Annotated in this window: 11 protein-coding genes; 6 read left to right on the top strand and 5 right to left on the bottom strand. The window is 45.3% G+C overall.

Translation table 11 applies throughout. The annotated features are described in order from the left end of the window. Positions 1-24: 24 nt before the first annotated feature. Together AAAT93_RS06635 and aroC are read right to left on the bottom strand one after the other, a co-directional pair. Complete coding sequence (locus AAAT93_RS06635; RefSeq protein ID WP_227572845.1) at positions 25-1452, bottom strand: MBOAT family O-acyltransferase; 1428 nt, start codon at positions 1450-1452, stop codon at positions 25-27. A gap of 24 nt (positions 1453-1476) precedes the next feature. Beyond that, entirely contained in the window at positions 1477-2577 is a 1101-nt protein-coding gene (aroC, locus tag AAAT93_RS06630) for a chorismate synthase (RefSeq protein ID WP_227572844.1), read from the bottom strand. A 144-nt stretch (positions 2578-2721) separates the two neighbouring features. Between aroC and AAAT93_RS06625 the strand changes: the two genes are divergently transcribed. Beyond that, positions 2722-4380: a transglutaminase domain-containing protein gene (locus tag AAAT93_RS06625; RefSeq protein WP_227572843.1), complete on the top strand. Its 1659-nt coding sequence runs from the start codon at positions 2722-2724 to the stop codon at positions 4378-4380. A gap of 119 nt (positions 4381-4499) precedes the next feature. Further along, positions 4500-4766, top strand: coding sequence for a 30S ribosomal protein S15 (rpsO, locus tag AAAT93_RS06620; protein WP_021986042.1), 267 nt, complete (start codon positions 4500-4502; stop codon positions 4764-4766). 130 nt (positions 4767-4896) lie between these two features. Here the strand turns inward: rpsO and AAAT93_RS06615 are convergent, their stop codons facing one another. From AAAT93_RS06615 to AAAT93_RS06605, 3 genes are read right to left on the bottom strand one after another with little or no spacing between them, the layout of a single operon-like run. Next, complete coding sequence (locus AAAT93_RS06615; protein ID WP_227572842.1) at positions 4897-6405, bottom strand: DUF6034 family protein; 1509 nt, start codon at positions 6403-6405, stop codon at positions 4897-4899. Positions 6406-6423: 18 nt separating this feature from the next. Then, complete coding sequence (locus AAAT93_RS06610; RefSeq protein ID WP_227572841.1) at positions 6424-7848, bottom strand: DUF6034 family protein; 1425 nt, start codon at positions 7846-7848, stop codon at positions 6424-6426. A gap of 15 nt (positions 7849-7863) precedes the next feature. Further along, positions 7864-9315 (bottom strand): DUF6034 family protein, encoded by a 1452-nt coding sequence (locus tag AAAT93_RS06605; RefSeq protein WP_227572840.1) that lies wholly within the window; start codon positions 9313-9315, stop codon positions 7864-7866. A 196-nt stretch (positions 9316-9511) separates the two neighbouring features. On the opposite strand from AAAT93_RS06605, the gene aroE reads away from it, so the two are divergent. The 4 genes from aroE (at position 9512) to AAAT93_RS06585 (ending at position 18765) form a co-directional block, all read left to right on the top strand. Continuing rightward, the gene (aroE, locus tag AAAT93_RS06600) at positions 9512-10906 is read left to right on the top strand and encodes a shikimate dehydrogenase (protein WP_227572839.1); all 1395 of its coding nucleotides are present in this window, start codon (positions 9512-9514) and stop codon (positions 10904-10906) included. Continuing rightward, the gene (locus tag AAAT93_RS06595; RefSeq protein ID WP_021986037.1) at positions 10903-11652 is read left to right on the top strand and encodes an AzlC family ABC transporter permease; all 750 of its coding nucleotides are present in this window, start codon (positions 10903-10905) and stop codon (positions 11650-11652) included. Before aroE ends, AAAT93_RS06595 begins: the two co-directional genes overlap by 4 nt. Continuing rightward, positions 11642-11947, top strand: coding sequence for an AzlD domain-containing protein (locus tag AAAT93_RS06590; protein WP_021986036.1), 306 nt, complete (start codon positions 11642-11644; stop codon positions 11945-11947). The genes AAAT93_RS06595 and AAAT93_RS06590 overlap by 11 nt, the downstream gene beginning before the upstream one ends. Before the next feature lie 122 nt (positions 11948-12069). Then, entirely contained in the window at positions 12070-18765 is a 6696-nt protein-coding gene (locus AAAT93_RS06585; RefSeq protein ID WP_227572838.1) for a prepilin-type N-terminal cleavage/methylation domain-containing protein, read from the top strand. Positions 18766-18772: the final 7 nt, after the last annotated feature.

The raw sequence follows: 18772 nt of genomic DNA, 5'->3' as shown, positions 1-18772 counted from the left end.
TGGGAAAATCAGATTCCAAAGTCGTCAGAACCGGAAATACAGGAATGGGTTATTTGCACCGGAGGCAATCTGATAAACCGAAAGCCAGAAGAGTGCCAGCATAAGAATCTTACATACCCATGTCTTGTAAAACCGCTTTAACAGGCGGATTGGAATCGGCGTACAGCAGATGGCGCAGATTGCGAGCAGCCACCAGTAGGTGCCGAACAATTCCAGAAACTTCGGGAAGGTATCGATTTTGACCGATCCCTTGACTGGAAGGAAAAATAACCGCTTGATATAATTTCCGAGCGTTGGCAGATCGGAAATGTTGAAGATTGTCCAGGAAACCGGAATCACGATCAGCATATAAATATGGGATAAGATCGCATGCCGTTCCAGCTTGTCCAATAAAAATAACTTCTCGACGGTCAGCAGCACGAAGAAGAACATGCCCCATATAATAAAGTTCCAGTCCGCGCCATGCCACAGGCCGGTGAGTAACCACACGATAAATGTATTGAGAATCATACGTTTCTGCCCTTTGCGGTTTCCACCTAGTGGGATATAGACATATTCCCGGAACCATCTGCTGAGTGTGATATGCCATCTGCGCCAGAAATCCGTGGAGGAAGTGGCACAGTATGGGTTCTTGAAGTTTGTCGGGAATTTGAATCCAAGGATACGTCCAAGTCCAATCGCCATCAGGGAATATCCGAAGAAGTCGAAGAAGAGCTGCATCGAAAATCCCCATGAACCAAGCCATGCGGTTAGTGGATGAATCCCCATAACGCCAGCCGTCATAACCGTATTCCAGAGGGAAGCTATCTTGTTCGCCAGCAGTACCTTGTAAGCAAGTCCAAGTACAAAGATCGTCGTGCCCCATTCAATCTTTGGCAGACTGATCTTGCGCTGCTTGTGCAGATCATCTTTGACTTCTGAGAAGCTGACGATTGGCCCCGCAATTAACTGAGGGAACATGCAAAGATACGTTGCAAAATCCAGTAGTCCGTTTGCAATCTCATATTTCCTGCGGTAGATGTCAATCACATAGGAAGCAGCCTGAAAAGTGTAGAAGCTGATTCCAAGCGGTAGGGTAAGTGACACAAGCTTTAATACGGTTGTACCTGCAATTCCATTGATGATGCCGATAAAAAAGTTCAGGTACTTAAATACAAATAACATTCCGAAATTAAAGACCATGGCAGCAATGAGCCAGACCTTTCGTATCGTCTGTGAGGATGCCTGTGTGTCGTCCTCCCGCTTCCATGCGGTGTAGATGTTGACGGCTGCAAAATGATTGACGAGGATGGAGAGAATCATCAGGATGATATACGAAGGCTCTCCAACGCCGTAGAAGACTAAGCTGCCGATCAGCAATATTATATTTCTGTATTTCGGTGCCGCTGCAAAATACACAATCAGAAAGATTGGTAAAAAGCGGAACATAAATTCAATACTTGAAAAAACCATTCTACTAAATCCTTTTCCTATATATTATGAACGATAAATCCTTTTCAGATTGTCCAGCTTTGCGGTTGCATTCTGCATCAGCAGATCCAATACGGTAATCGCACACATGGATTCAACGACAACGACTGCACGTGGACCGATGATCGGATCGTGACGTCCCTTGATCTCCATTACAATTTCTTCGTGTGCCCGTGTGACAGTATCCTGCGCCTGAAAGATCGAAGGTGTTGGCTTGAAAGAAGCACGAATGAGAATCGGACTGCCGTCACTCATGCCACCTAGTGTGCCGCCAGAGTGGTTGGTGCGCTTTTTGACAGTGTCGCCATCCATATAGAAGTTGTCGTTGTTATCAGAGCCGATGGATGAGACAACAGCAGTACCATCTCCGATTTCGATTGCCTTGACAGCGCCGATCGACATGACTGCCTGTGCCAGCTTCGCATCAAGCTTGTCAAATACTGGTTCGCCAACACCGACAGGAACACCGGTTATGATACATTCCACCATAGAGCCAACCGAATCCTTTTTCTCCATCATTTCATTGAGATAAGCAGCTGCATCTGCTGCACAGGTGTTGTTTGGCATATAGAGTGGATTCTGATTGACCATATTAAGATCGATCGCATCGTCTGCAACCTTGATCGTTCCGATCGCACGTGTGTATGCAGTAAGGGTAATACCGAGCTCTTTTAAGACCTTGGCAGCGACCGCGCCTGCGGCAACTCTGCCGATTGTCTCCCGGCCGGAAGAACGACCGCCGCCCCGGTAGTCGCGGAATCCATACTTTTCATCAAAGCAGTAGTCCGCATGCCCCGGACGATAGCTTTCTGCAATCGAACCGTAATCTTTTGATTTCTGATCTTCATTCATGACAACGAGGGAGATCGGCGTTCCGGTTGTTTTTCCTTCAAAGATGCCGGACAAGATAGAGACCTTGTCGCCTTCATTTCGCTTGGTCGTAAATTCGTTCTGACCTGGCTTTCTGCGATCGAGATAGATCTGGATATCCTCCTCAGAAAGCGCAATCCCAGCCGGACAGCCGTCGATGACAACGCCGAGTCCTTTGCCGTGTGATTCACCCCATGTAGTGACTGTAAATAATTTTCCGTATATTGAACCAGCCATGGTAATATAATCCTTTCATATTGTATATACATTTGAAGGGATTATACATCTTTTTGTGAAAAATAGGAAGAGCCTGTTGATTTTTTCCTATACATGTGCGATAATGTTACAAAATTGTTACAAAACAAAGAAGAGGAATAGCAGATGAAAAAGATTTTAGCGAGAATATTGATATGTGTGATGGTGCTTGGACTGGTACAGACAGGGAATACAGCGGGCACAGCGAAAGCGGCAAGTACAGATGCAGATATTTATTATGCAGTACATTGTCAGACGTATGGCTGGGGACTTGGCGTTGCTAAAAACGGCGAGGTAACCGGTACATCTGGACAGGCGAAACGTCTGGAGTCTATCAAGATCTGGGTGAAGTCCGAGCTTTCCGGTAGCGTGGAATACGAGACACATGTGCAGACCTATGGTTGGAGCATCGGAACAAAGAAGGACAGCGAGGAATGTGGAACGACCGGAGAGGCAAAACGTCTCGAAGCAATCAAGATCCGTCTGACCGGACAGCTTGCTGAGGTGTATGACGTTGTATATCGTGTACACAGACAGACTTACGGCTGGACAGACTGGGTAAAGAATGGTACTGAGTGTGGAACGACCGGACAGGCGAAGCGTCTTGAAGCAATCCAGATCAAGCTCGTTCGTAAAAATGGCGCCGATGATGCAGACCTCAAGTATACGACACATGTACAGACACATGGATGGCTGGATTATGTAGTAGATGGTAAGCAGTCTGGAACAACCGGTGAGGGCAAACGTCTGGAGGCAATTAAGATTGATGTGCCAAATACAAGCTGTACGGGTGGTATTACCTATTCCGTTCATTGCCAGACCTACGGCTGGATGGACTGGGTAACGAATGATATGCAGGCAGGTACATCCGGACAGGCGAAGCGTCTCGAAGCGATCAAGATCAAGCTGACCGGAGAGATGGCAGAGAAGTTCGATGTGTATTATCGTGTACATAGCCAGACGTATGGATGGCTTGACTGGGCATGTAACGGAGAGGCTTCCGGAACGTCGGGGCTTGCAAAGCGTCTGGAGGCGATCGAGATCGTGCTCGTAGAAAAGGGCGAGACTGCACCGGGCGAGACGAGATATCCGTATGTCGATGCTGCGATTGCAAAGCAGATCGAGAAGGAAAAGGAAGAAGAAAGAAAACGGCAGGAAGAAGCTGAGAAGGAAGCAAACGACAAGGCGACCAGCGAGAATCTGCGCAAGGTTCTGAGCGAGGCTGTGCTGGTTCCAACCATAACCAGAGATACGGCAATTGATACAAAAGTGCAGGAAGTATTGGCACAGGTCGTAAAGCCTGAAATGGATAATTATGACAAGCTTCTGGCATGTTATAAGTGGATTATAGATAATTCATTTTATAAGTATGATGGCTTCACAGGATCATGGAACAACACTAATGTTTCGTATTCTAATAATCGGGATCGACAGGTTGTCAGCTTTGCAAAGACAATTATTTGCGGCGTGAATGGGCAACGTTACGGAACCTGTATCAATTATGGTTCGGCGATGGTTGTATTTGCAAGAGCACTCGGCTTTGAGGCGTATCGTGCCGGAGGCGAGACATTACGTGCAGATAACTCGTATGGTGAGCATTACTGGTGTGTCATCAAGATCAACGGAATCTGGTACAACTTCGATCCACAGAATGCAGATAACAATTGGACAGATCCACTTCGATATTTTGGTAAAACCAACAGTGAATGGTTAGGAATCGGCTACAAATTCACACATGGAAGCGAGAAAGCCGAGGACTATATCAAGGGTGGAACTTATAAGTAAAATAGTGCTTTACAAGATGAAGGTCTTGTGGTAAGATATCAAATGCCGTCACTTGGTTATAGGATCACTCCGACCATAACTCAGCGACTGGACAAAATAAGAAAATGGAGGAAAAAAGCATGATTACAGCAGATCAGAAGAAAGAGATCATTGAGAAGTATGCTCGTACAGCAGGTGATACAGGTTCACCAGAAGTGCAGGTTGCACTCCTTACAGCAAGAATCAACGACCTGAATGAGCACTTCAAGGTACATCCAAAGGATCACCACTCAAGAAGAGGTCTTCTTAAGATGGTTGGTCAGAGAAGAAACCTTCTCGCATATCTTAAGAGCAAGGATATCGAGCGTTACAGAACACTTATCGAGCAGCTTGGTCTTAGAAAGTAATAACAACAAATTAGTAAATAAACTTAAAATCACACACACTACAAAAGGGATTGCATATGCAATCCCTTTTTCATGATTATAATCTGCCATATAGCTGTGAGCCTGTTTCGGATTTTTGTATGATTGTCTGTCATTTCTCTGTCTGACTGTTGTCTGTTGGTTCCAGTGTGCCAATAAATGGGTTATAGATGCTGCCATCAATCGCATTGATAATTGCATAACTGGATTTGTAAAGGATACCGGCTTCATCCGGTTTAAGCATGTAAAACCATGCAGGAACGAGCGAGTAGGATTTGTGCTTGGAATCAGAAATCCGGATCAGACCATACTCGATACTCGTTACCGTGTATTCGCAATCAGCTATGGAAAGGGGATCGAAAGGACTGCTGTTCCATATGCTCATGAAATCAATCTGTGCCTTTGCAATGGCATCAATCTGATCAAATGACAGGGTTGGAGAAGTTTTTGCTTCTATGGTGTCTACCTGCATTGGATTGTTCCAGATCAGGTAGGAAAGCCCGTTGCTGTCTATGCTGGCGGTCAGAGATTCAAAACCGTAAAATGTATTGGATTCGTCCGCGGAGAATATAAAACCACCATTGGCGTCATATTCGGCATTGGAATAATCCGTCAGGGTTGTTGAAAATGTTTCAGATGTATATAAGGTAGAAAGATTATTCAGGCTTCGGCTGGCATAGAACAGATAGGAGTCTGTGGCAGGTTCTGTTTCTTCTGCCGGAGGTTCTACGGCAAAGGAGGCATTGATCGTATAATGTTGGGGATGTCGTATAGCATCCAGTGTTTGCACAATTGTATAATCAGTAATCTTCAGTGTCTGCATATATTTTTCAGTAATCTGCTTCGCTTCTGTGAGGGAGAGGGAACAGCTGTTTCCCCCATTTTGCTCAACGTAAGCGGAAGAAATTGGATACGCCTTATAGGTGTTACTGGTAGAAAAATCGATAGCATCAGTACAGTACTGTTTGTATAATACCATACGACAGAATAGGTTGGATTTAAAAAATGCCAGATAATAGTGCTCTTTGGAAATGGTTCCGTCGATAATACAGAATTGGTTCGGTATAAATTGCCCGATATCATCCCTTTCGCTATAGGGATTGATATACCATTTCATTTCACCGTTGGTTTCTACGACACGCTTTGCTGCATCGGCATCTTGCTTTTTCGTCGCAAGGACATTTGTAGCGTCGTAGTATTCTGCAATCATATATTCCGGGATCGTAGAGAAATTCTCATAGCTTTTGAATGTATCTTCCCATGCGCCGCAGGCGGAGGTTAAGTCCTCAATCGAACGAAAATCATATGGCATAAATAGTGAATAACTTCCCTCGTCGAAGATCAGGTCTGCATACGTCTGGATGCCTTCGTCCGTGAAGTCAGCGCGGGATAAAGATGCAACCGGTGCTGATTTCTCGGCAAGCGAGGTATCCACCTGTGCCTGTACAGTCAGAGTTCCTTTGTCCCCCGGAACGGTGTAATCGAGATTCCGGATAGGGTTATCTGTGGCATCGGACGTAGATGCGGTATCTCCCTGATAGATGACAGTCTCTTTCCTGCCGCAGGCAGAGAGACAGGATGCAAGAAGTGTAATAATTAAAATCCAGGATAGTTTCTTCATATGCGTTCTCCTTTCGCTTTAGTTGATGTTTCCGTTATAATCATGATAGATGCTTCCGTCGATGGCACTGATTATGACGTATGGGGAAAATGTACAAAATGGGGAAGAAAGAGATTCCCCATCGATCATGTAATACCACGCAGGAATATACATATAGGAATCAGATTCTTCGTCAAATAACCGGATCAATCCATATTGAATCTCCTTGATTTTGTAGGTGTTATCCGCAGAAAATGGTAAAGTCGTCCCATCGAACTTCGAGATGTAATCTTTGGCGATTGCGTCAATCTGATCGAAAGAGAGCAGTTGTGCATTTGTCTCTAAGACTTCCTCTACTTTCATCGGATTCTGGATAACCAGATAGTTGATACCATCATTTCCGACATTCGCGAAGATGGCTTCGTATCCATATCTGGCATTCGTGTAAGAATCGTTTGAACTGCCGTTTTCGCCGATTGTCCCGGAGACCAGTTCGCGGCAGAAATTGAAATCCGTATGAACAGGAGCGATACCGTCCACATTTCTGCCGCCATAGAGCAGATAGGAATCATAGGAATATCCATCGTTTGAAGAATCGCTGGCTATGATTTCCCCATCTTTCGTTATCTCGTAATCGGGCTTTATGGTCTGTGCCTTCTGTACATCTGTGATCGTGTAATCGGAGATTCCCATAGTCTGAAGCGTATCAAGCACCATTGCTTTTGATTCTTCCTTAGAATACTGACATTCGTCGGAGTACGATTCATTCTCATAAAGAGGGTTTGCATAGGTGTCGTAGTATTGCGGATACTGGATATATGGTTCGTAGATCGTGTGGAGCAGCATTGTACAGTACACATCCGTCTGTATAAACGACAGATAGTAAGGCTTCTGGCTGATCGTTCCTTTGATGACGCAGAAATTTGTATAAATATCCGTATTTTCGGAGGAGGTGAAACGATACCATTTCAGGGAACCATCCGTATGAATCGGGGTGACCACGTTGTCATTCTCCATACATTGCTGGGCGATATAGTATTCCTGCAGCAAAGAGTATGGAATGTCTGCGCTGTCGTTATATTGTGCGATTTTCTCCTGCATATCGGCACACGCACTTTTGACCTCCTCATCCGGGCGCAGGACATAGGGCAGGAATAATGCGTAGCTTCCAGCATCGAAGATGGCATCTGCAATCCGCTTCATATCATCCTTGGTGTAGTCGTTTCGGGAGACTTTTACCACAGGGGAACTTTGTGCCGATAAACTGGTATCGACATCGGCATCCACCGTAAATGTCAGGAGTCCGTCTGTGACCTCATAATTCCGGTGCAGAACCGAAGCGGTGGCAGCATCGCTTGTCGTTGCCGGTTCATCCACGTATGAGATATCTTTCTCTTTTCCACACCCGGACAGGGCGAATAATGCAAGGATGGATATGAGAATGCCTGCAATTCGTTTCTTCATAAGATCTTCCTCCTGTTAATCTGATTTGTTTCTATGCTGATAGATGTAGCCAAGTTCGTCATTGTAGATACTTCCGTCGATGGCGTTGATGATGACGTAGGCAGATGGGAAATAATAGGGTTTGCTTTCCTCGCTTCCTTCTGCAAGATAATACCATGCCGGGAGCAACTGGTAGGAATCATCCTCTTCGTTGGATACCCGGATCAGTCCGTACCGGATATCTGTTATGTCATACACCGTCTCATCAAAGGTGTGTTTGTTGATGTAGTCCTGTGCAATCGTATCAATCTGGGAGAAATCCAGTGTGTTCGCCATATCGACGTCGATGATTTCAATCTTCATAGGATTGGCGACGATCAGATAATTCAAACCGTCATTTCCGACATTGGCGGTGATGAATTCATAGCCATAGAAGATATAATCCTGATAATTGGAGATTGTTCCGTTTTCGTCCTGATCCATGCTTTCATAATCAGTCAGCTCTGGTTGAAAGTTTGCAGTGGTGTAGACAGGGGTAAGCGCATCTAAGCTGCGCCCACCGTAGACCAGATAGGAATCATAAGAGATGACTGGTTCCTTGTCGTAGTTTGCGGTTACCTGATATGTGCTGCTGATGTCGTAGACGGTCCGGATGGTCTGCGTCGGAAATACGTCGGTAACTACATAATCATCGATTCCCATTCTGGAGAGCGTATCGGTGACAAGCGTTGAGGCACCTTCCGTGGAATACGAGCAGATGTTGTCGCTGCCGGCAAGCGTTTCGAGCATATCCGGACGGATCGGGGATAATTGGTTAAACAAGCCATAGGTAAGCTCTTCGTTATAATCTTTGTGCAACACAAGCATGCAGTGCTTGCGCGTCTGGACGAAGGAAAGCTGACAGTCCTTTCCGTCTATCGTGCCACGGATATTACAGAAGTTGCAAAATTCCTCGCTGTCTGCACTTGGCTTGATGGTTGGATAGTATTGAATCGTTCCATTTGTCTCGATAGGATCAAAGACGCCGCCGTCTTTTGCATTTTGTGCATAGGAGCATTCTGCCAACAGATTATACGGAATCTCGGATTTATCTGCGTAGGTAGCAAAAGTCTCTGCAAATGCATCGCAGGCAGCAGTGATATTTTCCTTTGACTGACGGCTGTATGGAAGGAATAATTTATAGCTTCCCTCATCGAAGATTGCAGCCGCAATGCGTGTGATATCTTCATTTGTATAGTCGCACCGGACGGCAGTCGCAACCGGAGCAGACTGCGTGGACAGACTGGTGTTCACATCGGCGTCGACATTGACGGTCGTGCGTCCGTTTGATACGGAATAGTTCAGATGTAAGTCGGATGCGGAAACGGCATCCTGTCTGGAATCGTTCTCCTGAATATAATCGACGCCCGCTTTCTTTCCACATCCGGATAAGATGGAAAGCAGGAGTGCACCGATCACCATTTTATAGAATATGGTTTTGCGTCTCATATGAAATTCCCCCTCGTAGTTTTTCGTGCAGCATCCCTGTTGATTGTCGGGCCTGCGTGTAAGAACTGTTTATATTATAGGATACAAATGTATCAGAAATGTATCTAAATGGTTGCAGGTTTTCACTTTTATGGTATTATATTTGAGGAAAATGTCTGATTATAGACAATTATAGACGAAACAGGGGAAAATGGCGATGGAAATCATGAAATATGCGATACAGGGTTACGAGGATGTCGCTGCAGAGCATCTGCTTGGAATCTTCGGAAATCCGATCAAACATACATTGTCACCGGTCATCCATGACACGCTCAGCGATGCACTGGGGCTGTCAGAGCGGTATGTGCCATTCTGCGTGGAGGACGAGGATTTGTCCCGTTGTGTGAAGCTGGCGTATGACGAGGGCGTGCTTGGACTGAATATTACCGTGCCGCACAAGCAGCACGTGATGGAGAGTCTCGTGGATGTGGATATCGCCGCGAAGACGATCGGCGCGGTTAATACACTTGTCCGTGTGGAGGGCGGCTATAAGGGTTACAACACGGATATGCCGGGACTGGCGAAAGCGTTAGAGACAGAAGGAATTGCATTAAAGGATGAGACAGTTATCATGCTTGGCGCAGGTGGTGCCGCACGTGCGGTCGCGTATATGTGTGTCAGCTATGGCGCAAAGCAGGTGTATATCGTAAACCGGACATATGCACATGCACAGGCAATCGCGGACGATATGAATGCATTTGCAGGGAAGGCGGTCGTACAGGCGGTCGCTTCCGAGGATTATAAGAGTATTCCGGATGGAAAATACCTGATGATCCAGTGTACCTCAGTCGGACTGCATGAGGGTGATGGGATGCCGTTTGATTTCGGTGATGTGTTCTATGCGATAGCGAAGGCTGGTGTGGATCTGATCTACAATCCGGCACAGACGCCATTCTTAAAGGAGATGGAGAAGCTTGGTGTGCCCGCAGTAAATGGTTTGAAGATGTTACTCTATCAGGGAATCCTTGCATATGAACTGTGGAATAATCTGACCGTGTCTGAGACGCTGACCGATAAAGTATATCTGGCGCTGCAGGATGCAATCTATGGGAAGAAGCGTGGAGATAATATTGTCCTGATCGGTTATATGGGTGCCGGTAAGACAACGGTTGGAAAGGCACTTGCCAAGAAGCTTGGATATGAGTTTATTGATACCGACCTTTATATAGAGGCACAGGAGGAAATGACGATTCCGGACATCTTCGAGAAGAAGGGAGAGGCATATTTCCGCGCTTTGGAGACGGATGTCATCCGGAAACTTCGGGAGAAGACACATTGCGTGATCGCGACGGGCGGTGGACTGCCGCTTCGCAAGGAGAACAGCGATCTGCTGAAAGAGGTCGGAACAGTATATTACCTGATGGCAGATGCAGATACGACCTATGCACGGGTAAAGCATTGTACGAACCGTCCGCTGTTACAGTGTGACGATCCGTATACGAAGATCCAGGCGATGATGAAAGAGCGGGGACCCGTCTATGCGCGTGCCTGCCATATCCGCGTGCGGACAGACCACGGAACTTTAGAAGAAGTGATGGATGAGATAAAATGAGTGGAGCAGAAAATATAAATCGAAAGAATTACTGCGATGGAATGCGGGATGCAATTCCAATCGCACTTGGATACCTTGCGGTCGCATTTACACTTGGGATTGCGGCGCGAAATGCGGGGGTGTATGCACTTCCGGCGACAATTATGAGCCTGACAAATACGACATCGGCAGGAGAATTTGCAGCGATCACAGCGATTGCCGGTGGCGTAGGGTATGCAGAGCTTGCACTGATGCAGCTCGTCATAAACCTAAGATATATGCTGATGTCGTGTGCACTGACACAGAAGCTTGATCCGAAGTTTTCAATCATACACCGCTTTTTTATTGGATTTGGTGTGACCGATGAGATCTTCGGCATCTCAGTTGCAAGAAAAGGTAAATTAAATCCGTGCTATATGTATGGTGCGATGTCGATTGCGATTCCGGCATGGACGATCGGCACCTGCCTCGGTGTGGTGCTCGGTAACGTATTGCCGGGCGGCGTGGTTAGTGCGCTTTCCGTTGCATTATATGGTATGTTCTTGGCAATCATTATCCCGCCTGCCAGAGACAATAAGGTGATCCGCGGACTTGTGATCATCGCGATGGCGGCGAGCTTCCTTTTCACGAAGATACCGGTGATCAAGAATATTTCTTCCGGTATGAAGGTGATTATTCTGACTGTTGTGATCTCCGGGGTGGCAGCCGTGCTGTTCCCGCTTCCGGATGAGGAGAAGGAAGAAGAGGAGGCAAACCATGAAGCATAATATTTATCTGTACATTCTTGTGATGGCAGCAGTCACGTATCTGATCCGTGTTCTGCCACTCACATTGATCAAGAAAGAGATCAAGAACAAGACGGTGCGGTCGTTTCTGTTCTATGTGCCATATGTGACGCTCGCGGTTATGACATTCCCGGCGATCCTCACGGCGAGCAACAGTATGGTGGCAGCAGGCATCGGATTCGTCGTGGCGCTGATCCTTGCATGGCGCAGGACAAGCATGTTTGTGGTGTCGCTTGTTTCGTGTGCGATTGTGTATATACTGGAGCTATTTATGTAAGATATCACACAAATTTCACTGAAATGGCAAAAATATGCAAAAAAAATCACTGGATAAAGTTTGCCTTTTTTCCGATATATTTGTATAATAAAGCGAATAGTGTTATACAGTAGGTGATAAATATGAGATCGACACAAAAGAGACGATGCAGATCCAATCGGGGTTTCACGCTTGTTGAGATGATCGTGACGATGATGTTGCTGTCGATATTGCTCACAATATCAGTCATGGGACTTATGGCATGGCAGGACTGGTCAGACTTTAACCAGGCGAATGAATATGCAGAGACCATGTTTTTGGCAGCGCAGAATCAGTTGTCGGAATATAATGCAAATGGAACCTTAGAAGATTTTGCAAAGCAGACGAAAAATTTTAGTCCAGCCGAGGTGAAGCTGGATTCGATATATTACGAAGAAGGACAGGCGTACAGTGATGATTCCGTTTGGGTAACGGTAAATAAGGGTACGCTTGTTTCTGTGCGTGCAAATAAGGGCGATTATAGTCTGTATGCGGCAGGAAAAGATACGACAAGCCTGACGGCACCAATCGTATATCAGCTTTTACAGGGGTATCTGTATGATACGTCTATCTTAAATGACGCGATCTGCGTCGAGTTTTCCTTAGAGGATGGACAGGTATTTTCTGTCCTTTATTCTGCCAAGTCAAATGGAGATGAGGTAGAAATTTTCGAGTATGATAATGACAATGATTCCCTTCGGGGTTCGGTTAACATTGCCACCCGGTATGATTCTTACCGGAAAGACCGTATGATCGGGTACTATGGTGTGGATACATTGTCGACGGCGCTGAAGGGTACAAAGGAAAAGCCGTCCATTGATGAAGTGAAATTAAATAATGAAGATACGTTAAATCTGTCGTTCAAGGTCAGCAAGCCGGCAAATGCCGCACAGAAGATGAATTATGACATTACCGTATATGATGTAGATTCTGATTTCTGTACCAGTGAGAATATGGCAGATGGTGTTCCGGTTATGAAGTTCACATTAAACGGAGCAAAGATCAAGAATTATGCAAACCGGCAGGCACAGAATTGTGCAATCACACGGTATGTGAAAGATGAGACTGGAACTTGGAGTGCGCAGGAGCTTGGGGAGTTCCCAGTCCTTGCATGGAGCGATACGGATGGAACGATCCGTGTCGTATTGGATGCAGCGGATTTTCAGGCGACATCTGCCAGCTATGAGATGAATTTGTCAATTTTACGGGACACATCGAAAGCAAGTAAGGTTGCCAATGCAAACTTTAAATTCAAGTCAACCTATACATTCCATCGGTTTGGGCTGGATGCAAATAAGATTAAATGCTCCATCAAGGGGTATGGTGCTGCATATGATACAACAACGGAACGGCAGAGCAACCAGTCGTATGTTTATTTTGCCGAGGAAAATAACAACACGGATGCTGCAAAGAAGGTTGTAAATTACAATTATTCGATTGCAAATGCAAGACATCTTTATAATATGCGTTACGTGACAGACATTACAGCAAATACTGAGAAGTCTGTGGATGAACTGCGCTTGAGCAGTGCGCATTATGAGCAGGATAAAAATAAGGTGCTGACTTGCCATTTCCAGTTATCAGAAGATATCAACTGGGCGGGATTTGTAGAGTCAGGGGCGTTTTATAATACGAATGGAAATGGTATTCAGTTAAATGATGAGACTGCAGATTTGGCAGAATGTTTTATCTCAATGAAACAGCTTCGCCCGGAAGATTCTCTGGATGGTAAGAATACGGATGGTAAGTCTTATACGATCAAGGGACTTACTATGTCGCAGGCAGGAAATGCCCTGTGTAGGTTGTATACAGACATGGATACTGGTAAAGCGGATGATGAGAAAAAGCCGGTTGGTTTATTTGCCACGAATTATGGAACTATTGGGAATCTGAAACTGGATGATGTACAGATAACGTCTCCGGGCGATTATGTTGGCTCTTTTGCCGGAATCACGGTGTATGGTAAGGATTTGACTGGAGAGACGGCGGGAATCTTAGAAAATCTCGAAGTCGTAAATGATGATGTAGACGCAGAAACAGCCAGTTTTGTAAAAGGAAAGTCTTATGTCGGTGGTATTACCGGAACATTGATTGCGGATTCGGATTCGGTTGTGTCTGCAGTCACATGGAAGGAGCTTTCCAATGCTGCAAAGGTAACCGGACTTTCACATGTGGGAGGTGTTGTCGGCGAGCTTCGGACAGAGAAGAATCGGTCAACTGCCATCACATTGGAAGACTGTGAGAATACAGGAGCTGTATATGCAGTCGTGAAGGATGGCGAAGATAAAAAGGACAGTAAATTCGTTGGTGGTATAGCAGGAAGCTGTGTAAACGAGTATGCGGCAAATCATACAGATGATACATCAGCCCTTGCAAATATTACAATCAAAAACAGCAACAGTACACCGTTTTATTCGAGAAAAGATTTACAGGCATTCCTTGGAAATCAGGATGGAACGGCATTTGCAACTTATGCGGACAAGGTAGCTGGAACCTATGTAGGCGGTATTACCGGTTACAGTTATTTTAGTACGCTTCAGGGTGTGCGTGCAGAATTGGATAATGGCAAGCACAGCTATGTATTTGGACATGATTATGTCGGCGGTATCGTCGGCTATGCAACTGGTTCTGCGGAGCTTTCGGGTACGGACGATACGAATACAAATGGCAGAAATGACAACTATGTCATTGGCTGTTCCTATGTCGGTGGTGTGATTGGCGCGAATGCAGATATAGATCTGACAAAAACACAGGAAGATACAGGAAATAGTAGCGGAGATACTTTGGTATTGGTTGAAAAGGGCGCAAGTCCAATTGTAGTATCCGATACCGTGAATTCGAAAAATACCGTTTCAAACTGGCAGAATACAGGCGTTGTCTATGCAACCGGTATGTATGCAGGAGGTATCAGTGGTTATAATACAGGTTCTCTGCTTGAAAATCTTGATACATCGGGTGCAGTGACTGTTGCTGGGGAATATCCGGTTTCCCATGCAGCTGATTATGTTGGAGGAATCACTGGTTACAATCATGGTGTGATCAAAGCAGAAGCAAGAAAAGATAACAATGTACGCATCGTCGGTAAAAACTATGTTGGTGGTATCGTTGGTTATAATGATAGTGGCGCGGAAGTTACAAACTACGCTGTGACGGCTGGAAGTATAAATGGAGATACAGATAAAGGAAGCTATGTCGGCGGACTTGCCGGCTGCAATGCGTCGATTTTGATGTTGCAGAAGGCAGACGGAAGTGCGAAACAATTATATGTATGCACACAGAACATCAGCGGCAAATATTTTGTCGGTGGTGTGATTGGCGCGAACATCATCAATACGAATGGGTATAACCAGAACATGATTACGGAGCCTGGACAGAGTGGATCTACCGATACGGCAACGGATTCTTCCGCGGGTAATACAACGAAACTTTGTTACTTGGATTTGAGTGTAGAGACAATATGGGGAAGTGCAGATTCACCGACCGTGAAATATAATATTCAAGCTGTAAATGACAGTGATAAAGAAATCTCCGATTGGTATGTAAAAATACATGTGCAACAAAATGTTTTAATAGATAAACAGTTGTGGGGATGGCAGTTGCCAGTGGAGGAAGTTGAGGATTCGGAGAAATCAGAGATTATATATGTATTACGGCCAGATGATTTAAAGATAGCTGCCAATAATAAAAGTCGAAGCAGAAGTTTTGTGTTGACATTTAAGAGCTATCAGGAAGCATATTCCTTTGATATTACGGATATAGAATTCTATTATACGGGAGGAGATGGAAACAAAACTGTACTTAAACCAGGAAACAATAACATTACAGAAAAAAATATACACGAAGTAATTGGTACAGGAGAGGGTGAATACCAATTAAAATTAACAGGCGGGAAAACAACAATATGGGTTGGACAACTTTTAACGGTATACCAGATAACGAATGTTCAATTTTTAAACAATAGTGAATATGATGCGTTTGATTGGTATGTTAAGATTCCTGTTGAAAATGAACTTTCAATTCACTTTGATCAATGGAATGCAAATTCAATGAATAAAGAATATGTAGAAGAGATAGGAGAAGATGGAAAGGCAAATAATTATTGGAAATTAAGTCCTAAAACGGTTACACGAATAGCCAAAAAAAGCAGCTCTGAAAACTATCAGATGATGTTTTATTCGGAGGATGAGTCTGTATATAATTACATTTTAAATAATGCAAAGCTAATATTTTATACAACAAAATTGGTTACAAAAACCGAAGATATTCAGTACGCCCGCATCCAGACCTCTGCGGACATGTCAGACTTCAGAGGCACGATCACAGGCAGCGCATTTACTGGAGGTTACATCGGTTACACGATGCTTGTAAACAGTACGGATACGACCTATGCGAGAACGACAGCGGAGAATGTAAGAAAGCTGACCTTAAATCAGCCATCCGAAGAGACGGTAGTTGACAAGGTATGCAATGCCAATGTCCAGACAAGTGAAGTACAGATGTATGTGACAGGTACTGTTGGCGGTGGAAGTGTGACATCAGATACTTATGTTGGCGGACTTGTTGGATACGATGATGCAAACACATTTTTACGTATCGAGAATGCGAAGAACCGGGCTGCTGTAACGGCAAAGACTGGATACGCAGGTGGTATGATCAGCGCGAGCCGCAAGTCGAATAATAAGATTCTAACAAGCAATAATTATGGAACCATCACAGCGAAAGAAGTTGCAGGTGGTATTGTCGGTGAGAACAAGGGTACAGTCAATCAGTGTAATGTAAGCGCAACGATCGTAGGTAACCGTGGTACATCTATTGCAAGCTACGGCGGTATCGTTGGTGTGAGTGGTATCGCGACGGAAAAAGCAGAGGATACAGATGCGGCACAGGTGATGGAATGTACATTTACAGGAAGCGTATCTGGTGCGGGAGATGGCGTGACAGCAAATGTTGGCGGTATCGTTGGTGCCAATGGATATAATTCAACGGTCAAGGCAAACACGATTGGAAGTGCAGATACCGTTGTGCATGGCGGCATGGTAGATGGAACTGCATATGAAACTGCAAGAGCGAATGCCGGCGGTATCGTTGGTACAAATTATGGAACGGTTTCTTTGACAGATAATTCGCAAAAGGAAGAAGGAAATACAACGATTGACAACTATCTTGGCTATACCGGTGGTATTGTTGGATGTAACCAGAAAGATGCTGTTGTAAAGGGTACAGCGACAGAGCAGATTATCACAGCAGGCACATGGCATGTGACAGCGAAAGTAGCTGGGGAAAATACGGCTGTGGGTGGCATTATCGGACATTCGATGTCTGGCGAGAATCTGGAGTACCTTACGAATTATGCAGAAGTTAAGACGACTGCGACCGGAAATATCGCGGTTGGTGGCATTGTTGGACAGATGGAGAATCAGACCAGTGATGCGATGACATTTACAAAGTGCAACAATTACGGTACGGTTACCGGAACATGGTACACGGGTGGTATGATTGGATACCTGCGCTACAGGGGCGTGAAGTTTAATAGCTGTACAAGTGATGGAGCCGTGACGGGGGGGACAAGTGTAGATGCGATGGTTGGATATGCAGATGCCGATATCGAGAGCAATATTCAATATGCAGATTGTACAGTAAATGGAACAAAGTATTCGAAGACTACACAGCTTGCATCGAATGGAGCAGAAGAGAAACAGGTCGTTATGGATGCTTCAGAAGGTAAAAAGGAAGCAGAGACAACGGCTGGAACGATGGGACAGCCAGATGAGACAGAGAATGCTGTGACGGATGCGGATACACAGGATTCTACGACAGAAGCAACAACCGAGGAAATACAGACTGTCCAGAAGCTTGAAACACCGGATGTCAAGCGTTTGGCAGACGATGTGCGTGTTCTGCAGTATTACGATGGAACAAAATGGACATTGACAGCACCAGTACAGGATGAAGATCTGGTTGGAACGTATGAGTCACGGGCATATCGGTTCGAGGTACAGGATGGCGCCGATTATTACGAGGTGCAGATCAAGGATGCAAGCGGGGCATATGGCGTGCTGTATGTACAGCCAAAGACCGATAAATATTATGTATACTATGCAGGAAGCAACGCAAAGATCCGCAGAGAAAGCCTGTGTGAAGCAAATCCATACACGGAGTTTGCGGGTATTCTGACAGAGGAAAAAACAGTAAACGTAAGCTATGCCGTAAATGTACGGATGGAGGATACAACGACTGCAATCTGCGCAAAGGTGGTTGCAGAAAAAAATCAGATTTCTGTGTTACTTCCAGATACAACGACGTTCGTTGCAGTACAGGCAGTTGTCGGCGAGGCACATCTGGATGCCTTTGAAAGCTCGGATGTCGCAATGTGGAAACTGATTCCAGTTGATGATGCAACGACAACAGATGCCAGCGCAATCACGGAAGCCGAGGAGATGGATATGGTGATCTGGACTGGAACTGTGAAAAAGGAAGCTGCAAGGACAGAGCTTCCGAAGCTTGCAGGAACAACGGTGACAGTTGGAAGTGGTACGACACAGAAAGAAGTTGTGAATTATACAGTGGCAATTGAGCAACCGATGCTCGTACAGGTGCTGGGATTTGATGCAGAGGGTACATTAGTACAGTCCGTTTATTATACCGCAGACCAGACAAGCGCAAGCTTTATACTGGAGAAGGACACATGGTTTACCGAGGATGTGAAAGATGTGCAGATCCGATTTGCGGCAATTTCGGAAGATGGACTTGCCGAGTGGACACAGCCACAGACGCTGACAATTACCGGAATATCAAAATAGTAGAAAG

Origin of the sequence: Coprococcus hominis (ex Arizal et al. 2022), assembly GCF_040094675.1 — a bacterium.
Classification (GTDB): domain Bacteria; phylum Bacillota; class Clostridia; order Lachnospirales; family Lachnospiraceae; genus Coprococcus_C; species Coprococcus_C hominis.
The sequence above is the reverse complement of the archived record's forward strand: the minus strand, read 5'-3'. Positions and strand labels throughout refer to the sequence as shown.

Excerpts from the sequence above, each read along its gene's own strand:
- AAAT93_RS06635 (WP_227572845.1), bottom strand. The coding sequence starts at position 1,452 with ATGGTTTTTTCAAGTATTGAATTTATGTTCCGCTTTTTACCAATCTTT.
- aroC (WP_227572844.1), bottom strand. The coding sequence starts at position 2,577 with ATGGCTGGTTCAATATACGGAAAATTATTTACAGTCACTACATGGGGT.
- AAAT93_RS06625 (WP_227572843.1), top strand. The coding sequence starts at position 2,722 with ATGAAAAAGATTTTAGCGAGAATATTGATATGTGTGATGGTGCTTGGA.
- rpsO (WP_021986042.1), top strand. The coding sequence starts at position 4,500 with ATGATTACAGCAGATCAGAAGAAAGAGATCATTGAGAAGTATGCTCGT.
- AAAT93_RS06615 (WP_227572842.1), bottom strand. The coding sequence starts at position 6,405 with ATGAAGAAACTATCCTGGATTTTAATTATTACACTTCTTGCATCCTGT.
- AAAT93_RS06610 (WP_227572841.1), bottom strand. The coding sequence starts at position 7,848 with ATGAAGAAACGAATTGCAGGCATTCTCATATCCATCCTTGCATTATTC.
- AAAT93_RS06605 (WP_227572840.1), bottom strand. The coding sequence starts at position 9,315 with ATGAGACGCAAAACCATATTCTATAAAATGGTGATCGGTGCACTCCTG.
- aroE (WP_227572839.1), top strand. The coding sequence starts at position 9,512 with ATGGAAATCATGAAATATGCGATACAGGGTTACGAGGATGTCGCTGCA.
- AAAT93_RS06595 (WP_021986037.1), top strand. The coding sequence starts at position 10,903 with ATGAGTGGAGCAGAAAATATAAATCGAAAGAATTACTGCGATGGAATG.
- AAAT93_RS06590 (WP_021986036.1), top strand. The coding sequence starts at position 11,642 with ATGAAGCATAATATTTATCTGTACATTCTTGTGATGGCAGCAGTCACG.
- AAAT93_RS06585 (WP_227572838.1), top strand. The coding sequence starts at position 12,070 with ATGAGATCGACACAAAAGAGACGATGCAGATCCAATCGGGGTTTCACG.